The organism is Marinococcus sp. LNHM5E3-2.1 (assembly GCF_056034365.1).
The window spans coordinates 110,454-135,070 of record NZ_JBQLIB010000003.1; the positions used below are offsets into that span (position 1 = coordinate 110,454).

General features: G+C 46.7%; 23 protein-coding genes. 10 read left to right on the top strand and 13 right to left on the bottom strand.

The features are described from left to right. Positions 1–68: 68 nt before the first annotated feature. Genes ACTRXH_RS06185 through ACTRXH_RS06235 form a run of 11 tightly spaced genes read right to left on the bottom strand, consistent with a single transcriptional unit; the run spans position 69 to position 6,821 of the window. The gene (locus ACTRXH_RS06185; protein ID WP_474260948.1) at positions 69–374 is read right to left on the bottom strand and encodes a gas vesicle protein K; all 306 of its coding nucleotides are present in this window, start codon (positions 372–374) and stop codon (positions 69–71) included. A 16-nt stretch (positions 375–390) separates the two neighbouring features. Beyond that, complete coding sequence (locus ACTRXH_RS06190; protein WP_319630721.1) at positions 391–624, bottom strand: gas vesicle protein; 234 nt, start codon at positions 622–624, stop codon at positions 391–393. Next, on the bottom strand, positions 605–1,465 hold the full coding sequence (locus tag ACTRXH_RS06195) for a GvpL/GvpF family gas vesicle protein (protein ID WP_474260947.1): 861 nt from the start codon (positions 1,463–1,465) through the stop codon (positions 605–607). Before ACTRXH_RS06195 ends, ACTRXH_RS06190 begins: the two co-directional genes overlap by 20 nt. A gap of 15 nt (positions 1,466–1,480) precedes the next feature. Then, positions 1,481–1,738, bottom strand: a complete 258-nt coding sequence (locus ACTRXH_RS06200) for a gas vesicle protein GvpG (protein ID WP_079475234.1) — start codon at positions 1,736–1,738, stop codon at positions 1,481–1,483. Next, complete coding sequence (locus ACTRXH_RS06205) at positions 1,735–2,484, bottom strand: GvpL/GvpF family gas vesicle protein (protein WP_322526667.1); 750 nt, start codon at positions 2,482–2,484, stop codon at positions 1,735–1,737. Before ACTRXH_RS06205 ends, ACTRXH_RS06200 begins: the two co-directional genes overlap by 4 nt. A 13-nt stretch (positions 2,485–2,497) precedes the next feature. After that, positions 2,498–3,571, bottom strand: a complete 1,074-nt coding sequence (gene gvpN / locus ACTRXH_RS06210) for a gas vesicle protein GvpN (protein ID WP_474278231.1) — start codon at positions 3,569–3,571, stop codon at positions 2,498–2,500. 5 nt (positions 3,572–3,576) lie between these two features. Next, positions 3,577–4,194, bottom strand: coding sequence for a gas vesicle protein GvpO (locus ACTRXH_RS06215; RefSeq protein ID WP_474260945.1), 618 nt, complete (start codon positions 4,192–4,194; stop codon positions 3,577–3,579). A 6-nt stretch (positions 4,195–4,200) separates the two neighbouring features. Continuing rightward, on the bottom strand, positions 4,201–4,515 hold the full coding sequence (gvpO, locus tag ACTRXH_RS06220) for a gas vesicle protein GvpO (RefSeq protein WP_474281284.1): 315 nt from the start codon (positions 4,513–4,515) through the stop codon (positions 4,201–4,203). A 27-nt stretch (positions 4,516–4,542) separates the two neighbouring features. Then, positions 4,543–4,812: a gas vesicle structural protein GvpA gene (gene gvpA / locus ACTRXH_RS06225; protein WP_022794406.1), complete on the bottom strand. Its 270-nt coding sequence runs from the start codon at positions 4,810–4,812 to the stop codon at positions 4,543–4,545. Between the two features lie 13 nt (positions 4,813–4,825). Further along, positions 4,826–5,800: a hypothetical protein gene (locus ACTRXH_RS06230; protein ID WP_474260944.1), complete on the bottom strand. Its 975-nt coding sequence runs from the start codon at positions 5,798–5,800 to the stop codon at positions 4,826–4,828. A 25-nt stretch (positions 5,801–5,825) separates the two neighbouring features. Continuing rightward, positions 5,826–6,821 (bottom strand): hypothetical protein, encoded by a 996-nt coding sequence (locus tag ACTRXH_RS06235; RefSeq protein WP_474260943.1) that lies wholly within the window; start codon positions 6,819–6,821, stop codon positions 5,826–5,828. A gap of 628 nt (positions 6,822–7,449) precedes the next feature. Here ACTRXH_RS06235 and cobA point away from each other — a divergent pair. The 4 genes from cobA to ACTRXH_RS06255 all read left to right on the top strand — a co-directional run bounded on the left by cobA (position 7,450) and on the right by ACTRXH_RS06255 (position 13,104). Beyond that, entirely contained in the window at positions 7,450–8,625 is a 1,176-nt protein-coding gene (gene cobA / locus ACTRXH_RS06240) for a uroporphyrinogen-III C-methyltransferase (protein WP_474260942.1), read from the top strand. Between the two features lie 49 nt (positions 8,626–8,674). Then, entirely contained in the window at positions 8,675–11,104 is a 2,430-nt protein-coding gene (gene nirB / locus ACTRXH_RS06245; RefSeq protein ID WP_474260941.1) for a nitrite reductase large subunit NirB, read from the top strand. Positions 11,105–11,122: 18 nt separating this feature from the next. Further along, positions 11,123–11,449, top strand: a complete 327-nt coding sequence (gene nirD / locus ACTRXH_RS06250; RefSeq protein WP_474260940.1) for a nitrite reductase small subunit NirD — start codon at positions 11,123–11,125, stop codon at positions 11,447–11,449. 113 nt (positions 11,450–11,562) lie between these two features. Next, the gene (locus ACTRXH_RS06255; protein ID WP_474260939.1) at positions 11,563–13,104 is read left to right on the top strand and encodes an MFS transporter; all 1,542 of its coding nucleotides are present in this window, start codon (positions 11,563–11,565) and stop codon (positions 13,102–13,104) included. Positions 13,105–13,331: 227 nt separating this feature from the next. Here ACTRXH_RS06255 and nasC read toward each other — a convergent pair whose 3' ends face one another. Next, positions 13,332–15,485, bottom strand: coding sequence for an assimilatory nitrate reductase catalytic subunit NasC (gene nasC / locus ACTRXH_RS06260; protein WP_474260938.1), 2,154 nt, complete (start codon positions 15,483–15,485; stop codon positions 13,332–13,334). Further along, on the bottom strand, positions 15,478–17,838 hold the full coding sequence (nirB, locus tag ACTRXH_RS06265; RefSeq protein ID WP_474260937.1) for a nitrite reductase large subunit NirB: 2,361 nt from the start codon (positions 17,836–17,838) through the stop codon (positions 15,478–15,480). Before nirB (ACTRXH_RS06265) ends, nasC begins: the two co-directional genes overlap by 8 nt. A 239-nt stretch (positions 17,839–18,077) precedes the next feature. Between nirB (ACTRXH_RS06265) and ACTRXH_RS06270 the strand changes: the two genes are divergently transcribed. From ACTRXH_RS06270 to ACTRXH_RS06295, 6 genes are all read left to right on the top strand, one after another. After that, positions 18,078–18,953: a Cof-type HAD-IIB family hydrolase gene (locus ACTRXH_RS06270; protein WP_474260936.1), complete on the top strand. Its 876-nt coding sequence runs from the start codon at positions 18,078–18,080 to the stop codon at positions 18,951–18,953. 299 nt (positions 18,954–19,252) lie between these two features. Next, entirely contained in the window at positions 19,253–20,191 is a 939-nt protein-coding gene (cyoE, locus tag ACTRXH_RS06275) for a heme o synthase (RefSeq protein WP_474260935.1), read from the top strand. 162 nt (positions 20,192–20,353) lie between these two features. Beyond that, the gene (locus ACTRXH_RS06280; protein WP_474260934.1) at positions 20,354–21,202 is read left to right on the top strand and encodes a DegV family protein; all 849 of its coding nucleotides are present in this window, start codon (positions 20,354–20,356) and stop codon (positions 21,200–21,202) included. Positions 21,203–21,279: 77 nt separating this feature from the next. Continuing rightward, positions 21,280–22,116, top strand: a complete 837-nt coding sequence (locus ACTRXH_RS06285) for an STAS domain-containing protein (RefSeq protein ID WP_474260933.1) — start codon at positions 21,280–21,282, stop codon at positions 22,114–22,116. Between the two features lie 237 nt (positions 22,117–22,353). Further along, positions 22,354–23,403, top strand: coding sequence for a Delta(5) desaturase DesA (desA, locus tag ACTRXH_RS06290; protein ID WP_474260932.1), 1,050 nt, complete (start codon positions 22,354–22,356; stop codon positions 23,401–23,403). Positions 23,404–23,487: 84 nt separating this feature from the next. Continuing rightward, positions 23,488–24,609 (top strand): sensor histidine kinase, encoded by a 1,122-nt coding sequence (locus ACTRXH_RS06295; protein ID WP_474260931.1) that lies wholly within the window; start codon positions 23,488–23,490, stop codon positions 24,607–24,609. Positions 24,610–24,617: the final 8 nt, after the last annotated feature.

Consider the following 24,617-nt stretch of genomic DNA (forward strand, 5'->3'; position numbering starts at 1 on the left):
CGGGTGCTGATCGTTGTACAGGTTGTTCAGCCATAATATATTCCCTTCTTTCAAGCCTATTTTGAAGCTTACAGTAAGTTCCCTAAAGGTCCAAGATCAATGTTCAGATCTTCCGCTGTAAGGCCAAAGATTTCCTTCATTTCTTCCATTTTATCTTCCAGCTGCATGAGCGCTACACCAAGCTGCTCGACTTGTTCCTCTGTTAAATCTCCGCCTTCAACTCTGCGCATTGCCTGGCGTTCCACCAGCTCACGCAGCAGCTCCACCACCGTCATCACCAGCTGGGTGAGCCCTTCTTCTGCTTTGTCGGGATCCAGTGATATGCGTCCGGTCGGCTGCTGGGCTTGTGTTACTTGCGGGTTACTATTTTCCATCTGTGTTCGGCCTCCTTTATTCGACTTGGGAAGGTTCTGAAGAATTAGAAACAAATTCTTTCTGCGTCTTCAATTCCGACTGTCGCAGGGTTTCGACAGAAGCGATCAGTACGCGTAAATCCAAATAAACAAGATCTATCCCTGCAATGGATATCGTTACATCGCCCTGAAGTACGACCCCTTTATCTAGTACGGAGTCCAAGACATCGAGCAGGGAAACTTCCCGGTTTTTAAGAGTGTCCTGGGGCATTTTGCTCCCTCCTGTCTGTCAGGCCTGAGAAATGAAATGCCGGCCACGGGCCTGTACACTCTAAATCCATTCCGGTCTCTTCTGCTTCTTCTTTTGCCTGGCGCTGTTCAATTAATTGAATAAACGCCTCCCGGTCTTTCGAGTGAATCAGGTATACGGCGTTCCAAGCCATTTCTTTTTCCCGGTCTGTGACACGCTTTTCCCAATTCTTTTTTATTTCTGTGCCTTCGCTCCAGGCAGCTAACTCATCATGAAACGATTGGCAGTGCTTCTCAATTTGCTCGTCTGCCTGCGCTTCAATGAACTGGTCCATTTTCTTTTTCTCAAAAAAGCGCCGGCCAGCCGGCATCGCTTCAAGCTCTGCTTCTTTCGCCTGAATTTCCTCGCTGTTCTGCACGACGGCTTCAGTGAACAATTGCTGATCAGCGTAAGTTTTGACGTTCCATTCTTCTTTGCCTTCCAAATAAGAAAGCTGAGCCGTTACGCTCTCCTGGTATTTTTCAATCATTTCCGCAAGATTTGCTTCCTGCTCGAAAATCGTGCCGAATTTTAACGGGATCGTGGTATAGCGATCATGCAGCTGGTTCATCGTTTCATGATGGTGAAAGGCTTTAGCCTGCAGCCATTCCATTTTTTCTACATTCTTCTGCAGTTGTTCCTGGGAAAATTCTTCTTCCGGAACATGAGTAACTACTGCAGTGATACTGCCATGTTCAATAAAGCTGATATTATTGTCCGGCTCCATACCTTCCATCGGCTCCATAGGATCTTCCTCATATTCGCTGGTGGGAATCAAGGCATACAAATACAAAAGAGCCGGAGCGCCCGAGTTTGTCTGCACTGCCGGTTCACTCCTTTAATCCTTTTCCTCTAACTCTTCCCGTAATTCTTCCTGTTCAATCTGCTTCGCTCTGCGATACCGCTGCAGCAGCTCTTCCTCCTGCTCTGTGAAGGCATCCTCAGAAATTTCTTCCATTTCGTACATGATCTGCAGATTGGCCAGTTTCTTTTGAATCTGGCGGACGTCAAAATATTCCTTATCCGCCTCTTCCTTTACTTTTTTACCAGCCCAGACGACAGTATCAAGCGGCCAGGTAAATAATTTATGAATCATACGCTGTTCCCCGCTTTTATTTTCAGGTCAATAAAGTTGTAGGCCGGCCACGGGCCCGTATACTTGAAATCAGCGTGTTCATTCCATTCATTAAAAATCTCGTTTACTTTTGCATCAAAAGCTTCTTCGTTTTCCTTATCTATTAAAAAAGCGGCATTCAACAGCATCCGCTCATTGATTACTTCGTTACTTTTAGCTGCATTGGCAATCTCTGCGAGCGGCTGAAAAACCTCTTCCTCAAAGCGCTCGTGCAGCCTGATCATGAATTTTTGCGCTGATTCTCCGAGCTGCATACGCTCGTAATAGCTGGCGTTTTTGCCTTTCGTATCCGTTTTTTTGCGCAGGTCTTCCATTCCCGGTTCCTGGCGGATTTGTTCATTCAGCCATTCTTTCTTTCCGATGATTTTAAGTCCAACTTCCATTTTGCCGCGGATTTTCGGAAAAATTTCTTCAAACTGATCCTGCAGCTTTTCCATTAGAGCAAAGACTTCTTTCTGGTCCTCAAGGACGTTCCCAAAACTCATCGGAATGACATCGTATTCTTCCATTACTCTGGCCACTGTATCTTGATGAGCCCGCAGGTTTTTCCTCGTTGGATCATAAATCTGCATCGGAGCTTCCGCTACCACCATCGCTTCCTGCCCGCGCTGGAGGGTATAGATTTTTCGCTCTTTTCCCTCGAGTTCCACGGTGCCGAAGGTAGGCTTTTCAGTAGTTTCAATAACTCCAAACATATAAATTCCCACGGTTACTTGCCTCCTAGACCTTTTTCAACTCTTCCTTCATTCTTTTTTGTGCTTCGCTGACATCTTCTCCCTGAATATTTTCCAGGAAATAATGCCCCATCACATCAAAAAACAATTGTTGAAAATCGTCATTTTTTACATCTATTTTAACATCATGCTCCGAGCTTAACATCGCAGTCATAACAGCGAGCCGGAAGCTTGGGACATGCGTATCGTTTTCCCTGCTCGTGGATTTCGCCCAATCCAGTGCTTTAATAATGGTTTCAGCTTCTTTTTCACTGATGGAAGCTCTTTCTGTCAGGATAGAAACCTGGGCTTCCTTATTCGGATCCTCCACCGGAATTGTAATCATTCTATCAAGGAGAGCATCCTGGGATTTATGCACACCGGCATATTCTTCCGGATTGCTTGTGAAAATTGCTTTAAAATTCGGGTGCACGGTAATAAAGCTTTCGTTACGCTGAGTGCCGTAAAGCGGCAGTATACCTTCTTCAAGTACGGAAAGGAATAAATTGTTTGTAGACGGCAGCGAACGCGTAAATTCATCGTAAATGAGCGTGTGGCCATTTTTTACTGCTTCAAGCAGACGGCCGGTGCTCCACCGTTCTGTAATATGGTCTTCGCGTTTATACACTTTCCGGACGTAATTATCGATTAATTTGTCACTGGTATAACCGATTCTTCCGCCGAGAAGGTCCGTATTCGAGAGGCTTTCATTCCCGTTTAACAGCGTGACAGGCTGGTTAAACCGGCGTGCAAGCTGAAACGAAAGGGTGGTTTTACCTACTCCGGCTGCACCTGTAAAGTGTACAGGATATCCAGAGGTTAAATACTTTTCGGAACGTTCTAAAATCGACTGCATTTCTTCAGTTTCTACGATTTGATCAATCGTACGGATCTTTTGCTGCTTTGACTGTTGTTGTTCTTCAGAGGTCGTTTGCTTCGAATTCGCTGTGGCAGGAGCATTGATCTTTTTTGACTGCCCTCTGCTCTGAGAGCTCCCTTTTTGCTGATTCGTTCTGGAGCTCCCCGATGTGTTGGATGACTTTTTCTGAGTCTGCTGCTTTCTTTCGTTAGTAGTCGCCATATTTTTTACCTCTCTTTTTTCTCAAAAGGAGTACTTCTCGGACGAGTGTTCATCCTTTGATAGGAAGTTATTTTTTGATCCTTGTTCATCGTGGCTTCATAAATCCCAATCAGCTGGTCTCTTCCGTATTTTTGCGTATACTCTTTTTCTTCTACTAGTTCTACTTCAATGTTCCAGCCGTCTCCCGCGTCCATAATAGCCGTGATACGGACTGGTGAGTTCATCGTTTCTTCGAAAAATGAACGGATGGTTTCAAACATATCACTTTTAATAGGGGCAAATGATGCCTCGTCTGACTCTTCCTGTTGAGCTGCTTCTTCATCGGCTTCTTTTTTTGTCTGTTTGGTTTTGGCTGTATTTTTCTTGCTGGCGGTCGTGGTATTATTCACTTCGTCACTTTCTCCTTTATCGTCCGTTTTTTCGTTCTGTCCGGATGATTTCTCTGAAGTTTCACTCGAAGAACCTGATTTCGCCGGGCCTTTAATCTGCTCTTTCGGCTGCTCTTCTCCTTCTTCTTCAGAGGAGAAAGGTTTATACGAGCCGCTTTTGCTGGTTTTCAGTTCCTGGCCCTGGTTCTCTTCAGTAGTTTCTTTTGATTTTGTCGTTGATTGTTTGGCCGCCATGGATACCTATCTCCTTTCTGCCGTTTCAACGTGAGCACTTCTCGGTCTCAGATTCACTCGCTCAAACGATCCTACCTGCTGATTGTTGTTAAGCTTCACTTCATAGACACCCAGAAGCTGGTCATGTCCGTACTTCTGCATATACTCATCTTCTTCGATAACTTCCACTTCTGCAAACCAGCCGTACTCTTCTTCGGAAACCGAAGTAATTCGAAATGGAGGTTTTAAATTTTCTTCAAAAAAATCGTTCAGTGATTTCATTACTTCCTTCATAGTGGTCCCCGCTTTCTTCTTCCAATAGAAATATATCCCGCCATGCAGTCATACGCATGACGGGATTAGAGAAATTTAAGCAAAGTTTAACTGCCCGGCACGCTCATTAGAGTCTGCATCTTCATCGATTTCGCCCTGGACATCGTCGCGGAGCAGTCCGACTGCTTCAGCGTAACGGAGCCAAGTGTCAACACTTGCAATAACGATACGTGCTTCAATTGTGATTAGTTCAATTCCTACCACAGAAATGCGGGCGTACAGGTCGATAACGATACCTTTGTCGAGTATACGGTCAATAACCTCTGCCAAGCTGGAAGAATCTGTACTTTTTTCAATTGTTGCCATAATCTTTCACTCCTTAATCATAATGCTTAATATTTTCTGTTCCTTTAATGGCACTGATGCCTTTGATGTCATCGTAGCTTTTCAGCTTCGATTCCTTGTAGCTCTTGATGTCAGATAAGCCTTTTAGTTCGCTTATACCCTTAATATCATCAACGCCCTTGACCTCATCATAGCTTCTTAACCTGGACTCGCTGTAAGTCTTGATGTTCGACGGTCCCTTGATGTCTTCCATTCCCTTTAGATCGCTTAAGCCTTTTTCGGGCAGCGATCGAAGGATTTTACCGCCCCCTTTCCCGGACTTATTGGAGCCGCCCTGGACGTTGTCCTGCAGCTGCCCTGTAGCTTCACCCAGTTTTTCCTGGGCTTCCTGGCCTTTTTCTTTAGCCTGCTCTACAGCTTGCTGCAATTTTTCCTGGGCTTCTTCCCCTTTTCCTTCCAGTGCCTTCTTTGTTTCCTCTACTTTTTCCTGCGCATGTTCTTTTGCCAGACGGGCGCTCTCCAGGGTATTGAAAAACTTTTTGCCCATATAGGCTGCAGCTACGGCATTGGCAGCCTGAGGGTTATTTTTCACCCCTTTTGTAGCTGTTTTTACCAGTTCTTCTTTAGCATTGCCCTGAATCATGTTTTTCGTTGTTTCTACAGGGTTCAAGTCAGAGATTTCTTCTGCGGTGTCTTTAATAGGCTCAATGAACGTATCTTCTGTCTGCTCATCAAGGAATTCTTTCGTTTTATTAAAGGAAACCCATTTAGCAGCTTTTTGGCCACTGCTTTTCACCTTGTCCAAAAATGATTCATCATCCTCGGAGCTCTTTTCTTCATCAGTGGATTGCTTCCCGGATGATTTATCATCGGATGCTGCTTCTTTGGAATAAGAAGAAAAGTGCGTTTTTTTCCAGGCTTCGTCCGGTACGGAGAACGTTTTTCTTACCTTTGGCTTTGAGCCATCGACATATTTTCCGCCTTCAGTTAATAAAATCTTTTTTGCCATAATTTGGTCTCCTCAAACCGAAGCATTATTTATTTCCATCTACCCGCTTATAGGAGGTCACCTCTAAATGATCATCTACCTGCACCTGATACGTTTCTTTTTTAGACTTTCTGCCTTCTTTATTCAACGCTTCGATTTCTACCAGCCAGTGGCCCTCCTGTTTTTCCGTAGAAGTAATCCGCTGTGGCTCGGCTACATAGTTTTTAAAGAAATCGTTCACGGTATCCATTACGTCCGTCAGGCTGTGGTTCATTTTACTTCCGTTTTGACTGCCGGATTGGTAAGCATCCACTTCAGCTTCGTTCATTTCTTCCGGTCGGCGCTCAAGCTCCTGCGTTAGCGTTGACTCTTCCGCATTTTCTGCACCCGGCTCTGCTGAAGCCGCGCTCTGTTCAAGGCCTGTTGCATCCGTCAGCCGGCGCGCGGCTTTTTTAGAAACTTTTTTTGCCTTTTTCGGAGCGCTGCCCGCTTCCTGTCCTGGCTGCTCTGCTTTTTCAGCTTCATTGGCATTTGTTTGGGCGTTTTTTTGGTCCTGTATTTTCATGCCGGTTTTTTCTACTTTTTCGCCGACAGTATTTTTAACTCCATTTATTCTGCCCTTAGTTTCTTTAACCTTTTTATTTCCTTTATAAACAACTTTGCTCGCGTCAGCCGCCTGTTTGGCTCCTTTAGCTTTTCCTGAAACGGCTTCTTTCGCCTGTTCACCCGCATTTTTTGCGGTATCTTCAGCGCTTTTCTTCTTATTTTCCACGGTGCCTTGCAGCTGTCTGCCCGATTCCTTTACGTTATCTTTCGCCTGCTTTGCTTTATTCGCAGGTTTTTTTGCTGTCTGCTTAAGCTTGGGAGCCTTTTTTTCTTTCTCCTGGTTTTCAGCTGGCTCATCAGTATTTTCTTCCTCAGAAGATTCCTCTGAGGATTGAAGTTTATTTTTCGTCCCTTTAGTGATTAGAGGAAGCGCTCCGCCAATAAGGCTGCCAGCGGCCATCAATCCGTACGTAACTTTATCTTTAGCGTCGGTCACTGTATCTCACCTTTCTTAACGTGAAAATTTAATTTATACGCAAAAACCCTCATCCGGCCAAAGGCTTCATGCTTTTCCAATGAATAGCTGGAAATAAACAGTCATGAATTCGCTGGGCTGGAGAGGGTCTTTAATGTAATCATTTGAGCAATTTCTTCTTAAATTAAGGAGAGAATTGCTCCAATCACAACAATAGCTCCAATAACCATTAAAATTGTACGAATCATGACAAACACTCGCTTTCTCATCTGAATTGAATAACTTCTTTAGTTGAAATTACCTTTTACTTCATGGATCTAAACTTTTTAATGAATTTATTTTTAAAAAAAGTTCTAAATACCTATATTTCTGATTCATATTTTTAACGAGCGTCTAAATTTTTCTTTATTCTTTGGGGCTCAGGAAAGCCATTGTTAGATTTACTCACAAGAATAATGTGGTTTTCGCACTTATATTTATCAAATATTCGTCAGTGCACGTATGAAAAAGTTCAGAAGTACGAAAAAAGGAAAAAGTACGTTAAGTTTTCTTTCACATATGCTGAATTACCTTTTGGCTTTACCTAGAATAAAACTCGTAGTCGAAAAATAAATACTGCAGGTACATATTAAAAGGAAAGAGGTGCAGCATGGGCAGTAATCATACTGGAATCGTCTCATTTGTAGGTGCCGGACCGGGCGACCCTGAATTAATCACCGCTAAGGGGCTGCGCAAATTACAACAGGCCGATGTGGTTATTTATGACCGTCTGGCTCATCCCGGGCTCCTGCTGCAGGCTTCTCCTGATGCGAAATTTATATACTGTGGCAAGCAGCCGTGCCGGCACACGCTCCGGCAGCAGGACATTCACCACGAGCTCCGGGTCCATGCCCGGCGCGGCAGCCGGGTCGTCCGTTTAAAAGGAGGGGATCCGGGAGTTTTCGGAAGAGTCGGCGAAGAAGCCGAAGAGCTTCAAAAGCACCAGATCCGCTTTGAAATTATTCCGGGGGTCACTTCCGGAAGCGCTGCTCCAGCTTACGCCGGTGTTCCTTTGACCCACCGGGAACATTCACGCTCTTACACCGTGGTGACCGGCCACGGCAAACAGCAGGACGGAATGCCCGATATTCAATGGGGCGGCCTTGCTGCTGGTTCTGATACGATCGTCTTTTATATGGGCGTCAAACACGCCGGATGGATCGCAGAACAGCTGATCCAGCAAGGCCGCTCACCCGAAGAATCGGTTCTTATTGTGCAGTGGGGCACCTACGGCAGGCAGCAGTCAACCGCCGCTTCGCTCGCCGGGCTTGAAGAAGCCGTTCACAGAAAAAAGATTACAAATCCGGCAATTATTGTAGTAGGCACTGTTACCGGAATGCACTCCAGAACGCAGTGGTTTGACCCGGGTAAAAAAACCGGGCGGAGCATTGCAGCCTTCACCGCCGGACGTCCCGGGCTTCAGAATTTTACAGATTATCTGCAGGACGAGCAGGCCGCCATTTGCCATACGAATCAGCCGATTGATGCCGGAGGCCTTTCATCAAACACCGAACATGCTCTTTCACGACTGCTTGAAGAGGAGCTGATCGATACTATTTTCGTCCCCGATTATGCCTCCTATCAACAGCTGAAGCCAGGCATTGACCGGATGATAAGCGAACAGCAAACCACTGCTTCTCCTGTGTACATTATTTTTGATAAGGAGGCCTTCCCTTCAGATGAAGCAGATGTGTTTTATATAGATCCTTCACTGCTGCCTGAACAAATGACAGACCAGTTAAACAGCCTTAATTCGTTTTCTGTGAAAACACCGGCCGGCATTTAAACCGGTGAAAATGTCAGAATTATTTAAATTATCTGAGGAGGATTCATTCATGAATAAAGAGCGTCTCGTCTTAATCGGCAACGGCATGGCCGGTATGTACACCATTGAAGAAATTTTAAAGCAGGAGCCGGACCGTTTTGAAATTACGGTTTTTGGCAAGGAACCGCACCCAAACTACAACCGCATCCTGCTGTCCTCTGTTCTTCAGGGTGACAGTGAATTAAAAGATATCGTTTTAAATGATTACAACTGGTATGAAGAACATAATATTACGCTTCATACAGGCGATGAGGTCAAACGTATTGATACGGAAAACAAACAGGTGGAAAGCGCCGGGGGGATTGTGTGTACTTACGACCATCTGATCGTCGCTACCGGCTCCAACCCTTTTATGCCCCCTATCCCCGGATCTGACAAAGAAGGAGTAATTGCCTTTAGGGACATAAAAGATACCGAAACGATGATTGAAGCCTCCAAAAAATATGAAAAGGCAGCTGTAATTGGCGGAGGGCTGCTCGGTCTTGAGGCTGCCCGGGGCCTGCTGAACCTAAACATGGAAACAGAAGTAATCCACATTCAGGATCAGTTAATGGAGCGCCAGCTCGACCCGAACGCCTCCAAAATGCTGAAGCGTGAGCTCGAAGGCCAGGGCATGCGGTTCCACATGGAAAAGCAGACAGAACAGATTTTCGGACGCAAACGCGTCCAGGGACTTCATTTCAAAGACGGGGAATCACTTTACGCCGATCTCATTGTTATCGCTGTCGGCATCCGTCCTAATATTAGCCTTGCAGAGAATTCCGGTCTGGATACAAACCGCGCGATTGTTGTGAATGATTATCTTGAAACGAGCGCTCCCGATGTATACGCCGTTGGTGAATGTGCAGAGCATAACGGCATTGCCTACGGCCTGGTAGCTCCATTGTATGAACAGGGAAAAATTCTGGCTGAGCGGCTCGTCTCCAAGGAACCAACCGGGACCGGCTACCGGGGCTCTCTTACATCAACCAAATTAAAGGTTTCAGGTGTGGATGTCTTTTCGGCAGGTGAATTTGGAGAAGCGGAAGATTTAAAATCTGTGCTTGTCCATGACGACTTTGATGGCGTTTATAAAAAAGTGAATATCCGTGATAACAAGGTGGTCGGAGCTGTTTTATTCGGAGATACCTCCGATTCACCGAAGCTTTTGAACCTGATTAATAAAAAAGAAGACATCTCCGACGTTGGCAAAGGGCTTATCCTCCCTTCCGAAAGCAATGCGCCAATGGAGAGTCCAGTCGTAGACATGGCGGACGAAGAAACGGTCTGCGGATGTAACGGGGTCTGTAAAGGCGATATCGTTTCTGCCATTAATGACAAAGGACTGACTTCCGTCAACGAAATCAAACAGCATACGAACGCTTCACGCTCCTGCGGCGGCTGTAAACCGCTCGTTTCCGACCTGCTGAATGCCACGCTCGGCGACGAGGCTTCCGGTTCCGAAGTGGAGCCGCTGTGCGGTTGTACCGATCTCTCTCACGAGCAGGTCACTGAAGAAATAAAGACTAAGCAGCTCACCCATACCCGCGAAGTGATGAATGTTCTGGGATGGAAGGAGCCTGAAGGCTGCTCCAAGTGCCGCCCTGCCCTGAACTATTACCTGAGCGTTTCGAAACCAGAAGAGTATGAAGACGACTACTCCTCCCGTTTTATCAATGAACGTGTGCACGCCAATATTCAAAACGACGGCACCTATTCCGTTGTTCCAAGAATGTACGGAGGCGTCACTAATTCAGATCAGCTCCGAAAAATTGCCGATGTCGCAGAAAAGTATGAAGTGCCGCTGCTTAAGATGACAGGCGGCCAGCGTATCGACATGCTTGGTGTCAAAAAAGAAGACCTTCCGTCCATATGGGGAGAACTCGACATGCCTTCCGGCCATGCTTATGGAAAAAGTATACGCACCGTTAAAACATGCGTCGGTGAAGACTTCTGCCGTTTCGGTACTCAGGATTCCATCGGGATGGGTATGAGCATCGAACAAAAATATGAACGGCTCAACACTCCCCATAAAGTAAAAATGGCCGTCTCTGCCTGCCCGAGAAACTGCGCGGAGTCCGGTATCAAAGACATCGGTATTGTCGGTCTTGAAGGGCACTGGGAAATGTACGTCGGCGGAAATGGCGGCGTTGACCTCCGGGGCGGCGAACTGCTCGGAAAAATGAACAGTGATGACGAGCTGTTGGATTCTATCAGTGCCTTTCTTCAGTATTACCGGGAGTCCGCCCACTACCTCGAGCGTACCTCCCACTGGATCGAACGCGTCGGCCTTGATCATGTAAAAGCGGTCGTTCTCGAAGATGAAGAGGGACGGGCAAACTTAATTGAGCGCATGGAAGTAGCCCTCGAGCATAAAGGGGAAGACCCATGGAAGGAACTTACGTATAACGAAAAGAAAAAGCAGGAGCTGTTTGAACAGCGTAAAGTGGAGCTCGTTTAATATGAGGGAGGAATAGTGATGAATAGCGTAGATAAACAAAAAGAAGTAGCTGTAGCAACTGTCGATGAAATTACGGTCGATATTCCTAAAGAAGTGATTATTGAAGAAACTTCAATAGCCATTTTTAAGACTAAAGAAAACACCATTTTCGCCCTGGAAAATAAATGCCCTCACAAAGGAGGACCTCTTTCCCAGGGGATTGTCAGCGGAGAACATGTCTTCTGCCCGCTTCACGACTGGAAAATCAGCCTAAACGACGGACAGGCCCAGGGAGCGGATGAAGGCTGTACCGCCTCCTATGATATAAGAATTGAAAACAACATGGTTTATCTGCTTTTAAAATAAATCTTCTTTGCCCGCATCGGCGAACTTCCTGAGAAATAAGTATGCGAGTGTCAGCTGTCAATTGTTTTTTGAATAAACCAAAAATAATTACCCCACCTTAGGAGGTTCTCCTTTTGACTATTAAAGACCTTTTCCGCTTTCAGGATGAACGTATTAAAATTCTTCATTTCTGCTGGTTTGCGTTCTTCATCTCATTTTTCGCCTGGTACAACATGGCTCCACTCGCGACCACTATGATGGCTGACCTTGGATGGCTCACAACTGAACATATCGCCGCCCTCGGAATTATGAACGTAGCCCTGACTATTCCGGCCCGGATCATTATCGGCTCACTCCTCGACCGATTTGGCCCGCGGGTCGTCTTTTCCACACTGTTGATTATTATGGCGGTGCCTACATTTATTTTTGCATTCGGCAGCACCTGGGCACAGCTTGCCATCAGTCGGCTTGTACTAGGAAGTATTGGCGCAAGCTTTGTTGTCGGTATCCGAATGATCGCAGAATGGTTCCCGCCTAAGCACGTCGGATTTGCTGAAGGGATCTACGGCGGCTGGGGCAATTTTGGTTCAGCAGCAGGAGCTATTATTCTCCCGTGGCTCGCCATTACCCTTATCGGAGGCGATGACAGCTGGAGATACGCGGTCGCCTTTACCGGGGTTATCTGCTTTATTTATGGTATTGTTTTCTATTTAAATGTCCGCGACACACCGGAAGGTCACACGCTTATTAAACCGAAGCGGTCCGGTGCCATGGAAGTGAGCTCCTGGAAAGACATGGCTCAACTGATGTTTTGGACGATACCTGTCGGCGGTGCCGTAGCCCTTAGCGCCTGGAGAGTCTTCGATATGGGCTTTATCTCCACATCTATTGTATACGGCATTTTCACAGCTGTAGGTATCGTATTAATTTATCAAATCTATATGATCGTCAAAGTAAACGTTCCTATTATTAAACAAGGCATAGCAAAAGACGATCAATACAATTTCAAAAACGTTGGAGCGCTGAACAGTACTTATTTCGCCAACTTCGGTGCAGAGCTCGCGATTGTATCGATGCTCCCTATGTTCTTCCAGCTCACCTTCTCCCTTACACCGTCCACAGCCGGTCTTATTGCAGCTTCATTTGCCTTCGTGAACCTGCTTGCCCGTCCGCTTGGCGGTGTACTATCCGACCGCCTTGGAAGCCGGCGCAAGGTGATGCTCGTTTACATGTTTGGCATCGTGATCGGCATGTGCGGCATGGGCATGATCAACTCCGGCTGGCCGGTAATACTCGCTGTCCTCATGACGGTCCTTACTTCGTTATTCGTGCAGGGAGGCGAAGGCGCCACCTTCGCAATGGTTCCAATGGTAAAAAAACGGGTCACCGGACAGGTGGCCGGCATGACCGGAGCATATGGAAGCATCGGTGCAAGCGTATATTTAACGCTTTATACGTTCGTCACCCCGAGCCAGTTTTTCTTCATTCTGGCCGGCGGGGCTTTCGTAAGCTTTATCATATGCTATTTTACACTCGAAGAACCGGAAAATTCCTTTGCCGACGACTACTACCTCTCGAAGGAGGATCAGCTGCTTAAAGAAAAAGCAAAAGGAGCGGCCCTCCGCTCGAAGGAAGCCGTTTCCTACGCCAGCCAGGTTTCTGATAAAGACCGCTGAGTGAGGGCCCGGTCCTGGTTTACCAGGCCGGCCCGCGGAGCGTTTCTCTATTAGGGATAAACGCTCCGCGGGCTGCAGAGGCCACTGCCTGCCATGTCAGCCACAAACCCCGACCAGCTCCCGTGCCGTTCACAACCGGTACAGGAGCTGGTTTTTTATTTATTAAATAGACACCATTCCGGCACAAAAAAGAACGCTGTCGATTCCGGCAGCGTTCGTTGTATCTATTATACTTTTTGTTTTTGCGCTTCTGCCGGCTTCATGGAGACTGCTGCCAGCTTAAACCCCGGCATCTGGCATACTGGATCCAGTGTACCTGCAATCAGCCGGTTCACGTTCTGTTTGCCTGCCCAGTGAAAAGGCACGAAGATCGTATCCTTCCGGATGTTTTCCGACCATTGATTTCTAACCACAATAGAGCCCTGCAGAGATTCCAGGGTGACAAGGTCGTTTTCCTTAATGCCGTACTTTTCTGCTGTTTCTGGATGAATTTCGACGAATGATTCAAAATAACGGGCATTTAATCTGGCGCTTTTTCCAGTCTGAACCCCGGTCAGGTAATGCGACATTACCCTGCCAGTCGTTAAATACAGCGGTCTCGCTTCCGACAGTCGTTCTTTAATAATTTCTTTACCGTTTTCTGGAGTAAAGCAGCGGGCTCTGCCGCCATCATGTACAAAAGAGTCATCAAACAGGCGCTGCCTTCCTTTTTCTTCCGGGGAAGGGCACGGCCAGAAAACGCCCTCTTCCTTTTTAATCCGTTCATACGTAATTCCGTAATAATCAGCCGGTCCCCCCTTTGAAGCAAGACGCAGTTCTTCGAAAACATCTTCTGCCGAGCAGTAGCTGAACCACTTTTCTTTACCAAGACGCGAAGCAATCAGCGATAAAATCTCCCAGTCGTGCTTTGCCTGGCCAGGAGCCGGGCGCATTCCCTGTCTCCAGGTCACCCGCCCTTCCATATTCGTAAGCGTTCCTTCATCTTCAATATAAGCGGTCGACGGGAGGACCAGGTCGGCGTATTCCGCCGTTTCTGAAATAAATAAATCGACGACCACTAAAAAATCAAGCGCCTCCAGCCCCTGCTTCACAATAGAGGCGTTCGGGTTGGAAGCGATAGGATTGGATCCTACTAAAAACATCCCTTTAATTTCCCCGTTCTGCGTTTTCTGCATCATTTCATAGGCGGAGACACCTTTTCCGGGCAAATCCTTCTCATTCACATTCCAAACCGCAGCTATATGCTCCCTGGCTTTTGGGTCTTCAATCGAGCGGTACCCCGGAAGCTGGTCAGATTTCTGGCCGTGTTCCCTGCCTCCCTGGCCGTTTGCCTGACCGGTAATCGCTCCGTATCCAGCACCTGGTTTACCGATGTGGCCGCAGATCAGCGCTAAATTAATAAAATGGCGGACAGCCTGGTGCCCGTCAATCTGCTGCTCCACTCCCCGCGCAGTAAATACCATGCCTGTACCAGCTTCGGCGAAGATCGTGGCCGCCTGCTCAATGTCGCCGCGGGGCACATCTGCCCGTCTTGCAAGCTCCTCTACGCTGTACTGGCGCACGTAAGCTTCAAGCTCTTCAGCACCTTCTGTACGGTTCTGCAGAAACTCTTTATTCTGCAGGCTTTTATCAAAAATCACTTTTAAAAGCGCGGTTGTCAAAGACCAGTCCTCCCCGGGCTTCAGCTGCAGATGCAGGTCTGCCATTTTAGCTGTCTCTGTCACCCTCGGATCAATCACAATAATAAAGGATCCGTTCTGTTTCGCCTGTTCAAAATACGGCATAATGGTTGGCTGGCATTCCGCAATATTAGTACCGGCGAGTATAATGCATTTTGAGTTTGGAATTTCCTCAATGCCGTTGGTAAAACCGCGGTCGACTCCGAACGTCTTTGTCGCCGCCGAGGCAGCAGAAGACATACAGAACCGGCCGTTGTAATCAATGTATTTTGTCTGCAGCCCAACACGGGCAAATTTGCCGAGCAGATAGGATTCTTCATTCGTAAGCGAGCCTCCGCCGTATACCGATAAAGCATCTTTGCCGGAGGCGTTTTGAATTTCCTTCGTCCGCTGTTCAATAATATCCAGGGCTTCGTCCCATTCAATGGACTTAAACCGGCCGTTCACTTTTTTCATCGGCATCGTAATCCGGTCTTCATGAATAACGTGCTGGTAGGCGGAGTGACCTTTGACACATAACCGGCCGTGCGTGGTGGGGTTATCCACACCTACGGTTTTATATTTAATGCCTTTTGTAGTGATCTGCTCCACTACTTCCTTTTTACACTGCATACTGCAGAAAGGGCACTGAGCCTGATGCCGGTTTTCTTCGAGCACCGCCGGCTCTATTGTTTGTCCGTAATTGGATCCGAAATCATTCATGAACTGTACTCCCTTCTGGAATCGAAAAATGATACGGCAGCGGCTTCTTCAAACAGACACTTAACTGGTGGAGCAGCTGCTCTCTTGTCTCCGGATCAAAGAGTCCTTCCCGTATATGAATAACGGTCATACGCCCGCACCATCCGGCAAATGATTCCTTAAAAAACGCTGTTTCCCGGTAATATTGAAGCAGCGCCCAAATATACTCTTTTATTTCCATAAAGGTAGGGGCTGAGAACAGAAGCACGGACTTTTCCTCAAAATGAATATGAAACTCCCACTTGTCTTCCATTTTAAGCAGTCCGGCGTCAACGTGATTACCTTCAAGAATTGAAAAACCCTCCAGCATGACAAAACGGAGCGTATCGGGAAAAGGAACAGCTTCCACCGGTTCCTCGAGCTCCAGAGCGTACGGTACCATTCCGGGATTGTGACGCTCCCGGATCCGGTCCTTGAATACACTCTGAACAGCCGTCATTTGAAAACCTGGAAAGTTAAGGAGGGGAATATCCAGGCTGTCACATACCTCCACCACATCTTCGTCCTCTACATAAGGGAGCTGTATGCGTCCGCCCGCTGTAATGTGAAAATAGCTCAACTGGTATTTTTCGATAACGGCATTTAAATTTTTGATCAGCTCAGGAGATATAATTCCTGCCTTCATGATCGGCTGCAGAGTATAGGTCCCATCCGCCTCCAGGGAAATGTACGGCGAATATGTAAATGGCAGCGTTTCATTGCTTGAAAGCTCTCCCTGCTTCATTTGGATCATATATAGATAGTACGCAATGGCAGGCCGGCACATTTCGCAGCCTTCAGACGTTTTCCAGTTTAACGCCTCCATCGCTTCCTCCGGCGTCGACGGTTTTACTTCCATCAGCCGGTTAATCAACGTAGGATGGTCAAGCCCCGTGCATCCGCACAGCGCTTCTGCCTTGTTTTCCGCTTCCACCTTCCCTTCACAGGCAAGCTTCAGCAATCCCTCTGCCATGCTGCTGCAGCCCCCGCAGGAGGTGGAAGCTCCTGTACAGGTTTTCACTTCATCCAGCGTGGTCAGTTCTTTCTCCTGAACGACCTGGATAATGGTATTTTTATTTACATTATTACAGGCACACACCGTGTCAGATCCCGGCATTTCCAGTAGAAAACCGGCCGGCTCGCTGCTTGCTGACAGCAGCTGTTTTTTCTCCGAAGCATTGATTGGTTTGTCCGTCATCACCAGGCTCTTTAACAGATCGCTGTTAGTCGTATTTCCGTAAAGCACAGCTCCCTGGACCGTTTTATGACGAAAAACTATTTTTTTATAAAGCTCATTCTCTTCATCATGAAGCACCCATGATTTTGTAGCTTCATCCTCTATCAGAGAGCCGACAGAAAACAACTCCACCCCGGATATTTTCAGCTTTGCTGAAGTACTTGACCCTTTATAGTAGGCTTTATGCTCGCCGCTTAAACGCCGGGCCAGTACATCCGCCTGTTCGTTCACCGGCTGTACCAGACCGTATGTCCGGCCGTCATGTTCTATACATTCGCCTATTGCGTATATGTGCTTGTCACTTGTCTCCATTTGATCGTTCACGATTATTCCGCGGTTCGTTTCAATACCGGATGCCTCTGCAAGCTTCAGCTGCGGCCGGATCCCGATTGCAAATACCACCATGTCTGCTTCCATGTGTGTCCCGTCCCCAAAAGCAATTCCTGATACCTTCCGGAGCCCCAAAATAGAAGTAACGTCTTTACTCAGCAAAAATTTCACTCCGCGCCGTTCCAGTTTTCCCTGCAGCATGGCGGCAGACTGCCGGTCAAGCTGGCGGTCCATAATGTTATCCGCCCGCTGTATGACAGTCACTTCTGCATCGAAGCGGCTCAATCCATTAGCCGCTTCAAGCCCAAGCAGACCTCCGCCAATAACCAGAATCCGGCGTTTACATTCAGCTGCTTCTACAAGCCTGCGGCAGTCTTCAAGCGTGCGAAAAGGAAATACTCCCTCTTTTTCTACACCTTCCACCGGGGGGATGAGCGGCGATGATCCTGTAGCGAAAACTAAATGATCGTATGAGTGTTCTCCGCCAGCCGTCACGATTTTCTTTTCCTCTTTTAACACATGCTCGACCGGCTCTCCCGGATGAAAAGATATATTATTCCGGCGGAACCATTTATTTGTATAGGTTGTTAAGTCGTCTTCTGTTATTTCTCCATTTAAATAGGATGAAAGCTGAATCCGGTTGTATGGGAGCGTTTTTTCTTTACTGAAAATAGAAATATGCACCCGGGCCGCCCGCTCACGCAGCTGTTCCATTAACCGGATCGCCGCAAGCCCTCCTCCTATAATGACTACATGCTGTTTTTTCATGTTAGAAACCGCCCTCCCGCAGAGCGAAATATGTTTTCCGAAATTTTCATAAGCTACTATCAGTCTGTAGAAACCTTACGAATTCTTCAATCACCTTGTAAGATAAGCTGTCGATGTTTTTATAGTCCCAGCGTTCCTGCTGAAAACAAAAAAGTTGATGACTTAGGTGAATTGTTCGATAATAGGAGGTAATAATTAAAACGGAGTCAACAGACCTGGAGCATATCGGAGGAGAAGAAATGAAACTAATTGCAACGGATATGGACGGAACATTGCTGGATCAGAACGGAGAAATCAGTAAAGAGAACGCCGAAGCGCTTCAGGCTGCTTCGGCACAAGGCATTGATATTGTGATTGCCACAGGGAGAACCTACGAAGCAGCACACAGGCCATTGGCGTCCGCCGGTCTGTCCTACCCAATTATCAGTATGAACGGGGCAGTCACTTACAAAAACCGGAAAGAAATACAGCGTTCTGCCCCAATATCAGAAAGCTCCTGCGAACGAATTTTAACCGTGCATCACGCTGCCGGTTCTTATATTGAACTGTTTACCAGCCAGGGAATTTTCGCCCCTTCAAGAGAAGCATATATGAGTATCGTTGTAGGAATGCTGCAGACCGCGCACCCCGAGCTGACAACAGCTGCAGCAGAACAGTATGCCGAGCGCCGGCTTGAGGATGAAAATTTCCAGTTCGCAGACGATTTCTTTTCAATACTCGATTACGAGGGCCTCGATGTGTATAAAATGCTCGCCTTTTCTTCAGAGGCTTCCGTTCTCGAGCGGATGAAATACGAGCTCCGGGGTGATAACGAGCTCGCTCTGACTTCTTCGGGCATGGGAAACCTTGAATTAAATCATGTACGTGCCCAAAAAGGCTTTGCCCTTCAGGAGTTCGCGCTCGGACGCGGAATCTCCCTTGAAGACGTTATGGCTCTCGGGGATAACTTTAACGATTTGAATATGCTCCAAATGGCCGGCCGGAGCGTCGCCATGGGAAATGCCGTTCCGGAGGTTAAGGAGGCATCCGGCTTTTCTACAAAAACGAATACTGAACACGGCGTCGCTCACGCTGTGCATGACATGCTCCATGAATTAAAAACTAAAAGCAGCTGATAATCCTGCCGTCCCCCTGCCGGACGGCTTTTGTACGGCCGGCCGGGAATAAGCGCACACAAAAGCATTTTTATGGACTCCTGTGCCCGGAACACCCGGGAAGTAACACTTGCCAACACGCGGTTAATGTGAGAATATAATTTTGTTTGCTAAAAGTACGAAGTACATATATATATAATAATTTGTCATGAATCGTTCACAAACAATTGACAAGATAGCGAACTTTTTTGTCAATATCTCTAAATTTAACGACATATGTGATACATTAGTATCGGATGAACACGGTTGGGGGGAATAAAATGAAATCGGAAAATATCGAACGCACGGTTCAACAAGGATCCCTCGCTGCCCCGAAACAGGCACTTCGTAAAGTACTGGCGGAAACGATTAAAACCGGGATTATCAAATCCAATTTAATCGTTATGTTTGCAGGGATTACCCTTGCTTTATATATTCACAACATCGCTTTTTCCGAAAAAATCGGAGCGATAGTCCTTGCCACGCTTGGCTCAGGTCTTGTTATCGGCGCTGCCGGCACGTTTAACAACTTATACGACCGCGACATTGATAAGATCATGGACCGGACGAAGAACCGCCCTACGGCGACTGGCCGGATGCAGCTGAAAAATGCACTTATACTGGGAATTGTTATGACACTTGCAGGCTTAGGCTTCTTATATGCGGCTTCACCGCTCGCCGCCTTCTTCGGATTTACAGGCTTATTCTTTTATGTTGTTCCATATACAATGTGGAGCAAGCGGCGCACGATCTACAATACAGAGATTGGGAGTATTTCCGGAGCAGTGCCCCCGCTTATCGGCTGGGCAGCTATTTCCAATGACTTTTTCCACCCGGCAGCTCTCGGCCTTTTCGTTATTATGGTTTTATGGCAGATGCCGCACTTCTATGCCATCGCCATACGCAGACATGACGAGTACAAAGCAGCAAATATTCCTATGCTTCCAGTAATCAAAGGAAACCGGCGGACCTATATTCAGACAAACGTATACCTTGTTCTGTTAACGCTCTCGAGCTTTCTTTTCCTTCCTGTCAGCAGCTTTATCGTTGGCGTTTCCTTCGTATTAAGCGCGGCCTGGCTTGCTGCAAGCTTTATATGCTACCGGCGGATGGACAGTAAAAAATGGGCAACTACTATGTTTATTTTTTCGCTGAACCATATGACGATTTTGTTCACTGTCGTAATTGGATTTTCTCTAATCTCCCCGTTTTTTAATTAAAGCATGTTCTGGCACCCGCATGGGTCCCGGACATGTTTTTCTTTACCCTCGTTTTTATATGGACCTGCGGGGGTTTCATTCGAATTCCCATACAGAAATATGTATAATATATTCAAGACCGGTGAAAACGTTGTCAAATTAACATAAAAAAAGAGGTGGATGATGACACAGCGCATAGCCTGGATTACAGACAGTACCAGTTCTATCGATGCAGAAACGGCCGCAAAATATAATATTCATATTGTTCCCTTATCTGTTGTGTTTGAAAACGAAAGCTATAAAGAAAATATTGAAATTACAACGGATGAATTTTATGAGCGGCTGCCGCATGAAGAAGTATTCCCTACGACCAGCCAGCCATCTGTAGGCAGTTTTTCCGAACTGTTTGAACAGCTGAAGGATTCTTATGATGCAGGAATTGCCATACATATCAGCAGTCATTTAAGCGGCACTCTTCAGACAGCCCAGCTCGCAGCAGATATGACCGGATTTCCGCTCTTCACTGTGGATTCGAAGATGGGCGCCGGCAGCATCCGCCCGCTGCTGACGAGAGGATCGCAATTAGCAGACGAAGGGCACACGCCGGAGAAAATACATCAGCGGTTAACAGAGATGGCCGGGCACGCCAGAGGCTATCTGCTGCTCGGAAGCCTCGAACAGGCACACAAAGGAGGCAGAATCTCCCGCGGAAAGCTGATCCTTGGCACGCTTTTGAAGATCCACCCTCTTCTTACCTTTGATGGTGGCCAGATTGTTCCTTTTGAAAAAATACGAACCCGGAAACGGGCGGAAAGCCGGCTGCTGCAAATTGCTAAAGAAGCCATAGCCTCCTATCAGGTCGAGGACATGAGTATTATTTATACGACAACGAAGGAAAAAGCAGAGACATGGAAAACAGAGCTGCAGAACCTCTCCCCTGACCTCACGATTCACCTTTGCCCTCTCAGCCCGGTAATCGGTGTTCACGGCGGGGCTGAAACGATGGGAATCATGTGGTATGAATACGGATAAAAAACTTGTGACTTTTCCTTCCAGGCTCTATAATTAGACCAATCCGCACCATACTTTCATTTTGGAGGAAAACGACCGTGCAATTTAATCAGGAAAAAGCCGACGGCTCCTTATACGATTATTTGATTGAGCATATAGATACGATGCGTGGCACATCTTCTGCCGATTCTTTTCCCGACCCCCCTTCCGATGATTATACAAGTCAAAAGCTCGAAGAAATGAAAAAAGTCTTTGCCCAGGAGCTTATTCATGTATTTCAGGAGGAAGAAACCCAGTTTTACGAGCACTTTGAAGAAAAAATCAGTGACATTGTGGAGGAAAATAAGGAAATGTGGCAGCCAATGCTGACCATTCAGGAAGAATTTACTTATTACCGCAACGCCATTTTAGAACAGATCCGCCTGTTTGTTCATCAATATGAGGAATCAATTCCCATCGATCACGTGCTCGACTGGCAGCGCAAAGCACTCCAGGCTTTCGATTACGCCGGGCGGGCGTTCATGAAAGAAGCCATTTATCATATGAACGAACAGATGCAGCTGAAAGAGGCAATGATCATGGAGCTTTCCTCCCCGATCATTTTGATTCAAAAGAAAACCGGCCTCCTTCCGCTCATTGGCCATATCGATGAACAGCGGGGACAGGTTATTGTGGAGCATACGTTAAAGCAGTGCACCGAGAGCGAATTAACACGTCTGTATATTGACCTTTCCGGCGTTCGTGACATCACCACATTCGTTGCTCAGCGCATCATGCAGCTTGCCACCGCCTTAAAGCTGGTTGGGGTAAAGACTACGCTGTGCGGCATGCGTCCGGAAATGGCCCAGACGGCTGTCCAGCTTGGCATCAGCTTTAAAGATATCGATATCGTTTCAGAGCTGACCCATGCACTGCGCACAAACTACGCTTTATAAAACATAAGCCTCTGAGCTCCTAAAGTGTTCAGAGGCTTTGGTCTGCCAATTATTTAAGCAAGGCAAAACCATATATACGATGGCCGATTTTATACATATTCCATTTCCTTCCGCTTCATTCAGCCCGTATATGACATTTGTCATTTTTTCTCCCTGACGTCTATGACTTACAGACGGAGTCAAAATTTTATATTCTATTTATAGAGATACACCCCATAAAGCAGGGAGCGATTAACCATGAGCAGACAAGAACAAATGCAATTGAAAAAAAGTGCTGCCCCTTACGCACATTCTGACCATAAAGCAAGTATTATTCAATTATTTAACTCCATTCTTCCTCTCCTGGCCCTCTGGGCGCTTGCATACGGAGCTTATTTCATATCTCCTTTTATCAGTGCAGCCATTGCGATCGTCGCCGGAGGCTTTGTCGTCCGTACCTTTATCATCTTTCACGATTGCACACACGGTTCATTTTTCAAAAGCAGCAAAGCGAATGACCGGATTGGTACGTTAACCGGGATCATTACTCATTTCTCATACGCAAAATGGAAAAGAAGCCATATGATGCACCATTCCACCAGCGGCAACCTCGACAAACGGGGCACCGGAGATGTTTGGGTCATGACCGTCGAGGAATACCAAAACGCCAGCAAATGGCTCCGGCTCAGCTATCGCATGTACCGCAACCCATTCGTGCTTTTCTTTTTAGGGCCATTTTACCTGTTTCTCGTGGAGAACCGCTTCAACCGTAAAAATGCGAAAAGAAAAGAACGCCTGAACACGTATTTCACCAATATTTCTATTGTAGTTATTTACGCTTTGTTAATCTGGCTTGTCGGCTGGGCTGCTTTTTTCACTATTCAGATCCCTATGCTTTTCACAGCAGGGTTTCTCGGCATCTGGTTGTTTTATGTCCAGCACACATTTGAAGACTCCTACTTTGAAAACGAAGACAAATGGGACTTTGTAAAAGCTGCCGTAGACGGAAGCTCTTACTACGAGCTTCCAAAGGTGCTTCAGTGGATTACCGGCAATATCGGCTACCATCACGTGCATCACCTCAGTCCACGTGTGCCAAACTATAATTTGCCAAAAACCCATGAAAACATTGAACCACTGCAGCAGGCTACAAAGATTACTCTTAGGACAAGCCTCACATCCATTCGGTTCCGGCTGTACGATGAAACAAATAAAACCTTTGTCAGCTTCAAGGAAGCAAATATCCGAAGCAAAAGACAGGCAGAGGCTTCTAGAACCTCTCCAGCACCAGCTGATAAAAAATCTTAAAAACAAACCCTTCTCTGTTACAGAGAGGGGTTTGTTATACTTAATATAAAGAAGTGCTACGCCTCATGAAAAAGGAGCCCGTTTATGCATCACTGGTTCGATATATTTCCAAAAAGTACGGGACTCAGCTTGTACGCCTGGATCATTTTCTGTTTACTGCCATTTTATTTTATTATCCGCTCCGCTACGTACTTTGAAATTACCCTCGGTGTCTTTATGATTCTTCTATTCTTTACAACCTATCGTTTATCTTTCATTAAAAAAGGCTGGACGGTTTATTTATCTGTGAGCATTGAAATGCTGATCAGCATCGGAATGACTCTTTATTTCGGTTATGTTTATTTTTCCCTGTTTTTGGCTTTCTTTATCGGCAATATCCAGCATAAAGCCGGTTTTATCACCTTATACGTTCTCCACCTTATCACTACCCTGACCGCTGTTATTATAGGTTTTTACGTCCAAAATGAACTGTTCATGATGCAGCTTCCCTTTATTGCGATCAGTGTTATCGGCGTCATTCTTCTTCCTTTTAACATCTACAACCGGAATAAGCGTGAAAAGCTTGAAACCGAGCTTCACCAGGCTAACCAACGCATTTCCCAGCTCGTGGTTCTTGAAGAGCGGCAGCGGATTGCCAGAGACCTGCATGATACTCTTGGGCAGAAGCTCTCTTTGATTGGTTTAAAAAGTGAACTCGCAGGAAAATTAATAGACACTAAACCTGAGCGGACTCAGGCAGAGTTAACAGACATTCACCAGACCGCCCGAACCGCATTAAAAGAAGTTCGCGAGCTTGTATCAGATATGAAAGGGGCCAAGCTGAGCGACGAACTCCTCCGCGTAGAAGAGATTCTCCAGGCCGCCGGTATTACTCTTCATGTAACAGGGAGCGCCAGCTTTAACGAAGCCCCGCCTCTCATTGAAAACGTGCTCAGTATGTGTTTAAAGGAAGCTGTCACCAACGTTGTCAAACACAGCGAAGCCACAAACTGTTATATTACGATTGATCAATCAACCACCAGTCTTTCACTTACAGTCGAAGACGACGGCAAAGGCATGTCCTCTGATCAGAAATCGTGGTCCGAAAGCGGTCTGCAGGGTATTAAAGAACGCCTCGGTTTCATCAACGGCCAGTTGGATTATTATTCCTCCGGGGGCACAAAGCTTGCGATTCAAGCGCCCCTGGTCGTTCAGCAAATTAAATGAAGGAGCCG